The organism is Xanthobacter sp. BG11Y11_SDJG (assembly GCF_057364445.1).
Map to the genome: position 1 here is coordinate 1 of NZ_JBNFNU010000725.1, position 1,093 is coordinate 1,093.

The following is a 1,093-nucleotide window of genomic DNA, read 5'->3' on the forward strand; positions in this document are numbered from 1 at the left end:
GGGCGCCCCGCACGCGGGCGGGCGTTTTTCCTCTCAAGCAAGTTCCGTTCCCGGTGGCCCGGCGGCCGCCCGAGCCCATGGCGCCCAGCGCCTTGGCGCCGAAGGCCGGGCCGGCTTGTTTCAATTGCGACACGGGAGCGCCCGCCTGTCGGGTTCGACACACCTTCCGGCGGCGGGACGGAAGGGGGCCGGCGGGCCGGATCGGAGCGGCCACAGTGATGGAAATCAAGCCTTTGCGGGCTCTTTGGCGCGTCTGGCACGGCGATTGCTCGGTCTGCGTCGCTACAGCGAGTGAGGGCTGAGTGCACGCCTACGTGAAAGCGAGCGATGCGCTCCTTCCCAACAGCCCGCCGTGCGTTCCCGACGAGACATTTCATTCGTGAACCTCTCGCGCCACGCGCGCGGTGATCCTTTGTGTCCGGTGAGGAGGAGAGCAAGATGTCGCTGAGACAGATCGCGTTTTACGGGAAGGGGGGCATCGGCAAGTCGACGACGTCCCAGAACACGCTGGCGGCGCTGGCGCAGATGGGGCACCGCATCCTGATCGTGGGCTGCGACCCGAAGGCGGACTCGACCCGCCTGATCCTGCACGCCAAGGCGCAGGACACCATCCTCTCGCTGGCGGCGAACGCCGGCTCGGTGGAGGACCTCGAGATCGAGGACGTGATGAAGGTCGGCTTCCAGGACATCCGCTGCGTGGAGTCGGGCGGTCCGGAGCCGGGCGTGGGCTGCGCCGGGCGCGGCGTCATCACCTCCATCAACTTCCTGGAGGAGAACGGCGCCTACGAGGACATCGACTACGTGTCCTACGACGTGCTGGGCGACGTGGTGTGCGGCGGGTTCGCCATGCCGATCCGCGAGAACAAGGCGCAGGAGATCTACATCGTCATGTCGGGCGAGATGATGGCCATGTATGCGGCCAACAACATCTCGAAGGGCATCCTGAAGTACGCCAATTCCGGCGGCGTGCGTCTGGGCGGGCTGGTGTGCAACGAGCGCCAGACCGACAAGGAGCTGGAGCTGGCGGAGGCGCTGGCGGCGAAGCTCGGCACCAAGCTGATCTACTTCGTGCCGCGCGACAACATCGTGCAGC

At 66.8% G+C, this 1,093-nt stretch carries 1 protein-coding gene; it reads left to right on the plus strand.

Translation table 11 applies throughout. The annotated features are described in order from the left end of the window. Positions 1-438 precede the first annotated feature (438 nt). On the plus strand, positions 439-1,093 hold a 655-nt coding region (locus tag AC2W7M_RS26060), incomplete at its 3' end, for a nucleotide-binding protein (RefSeq protein ID WP_486136056.1).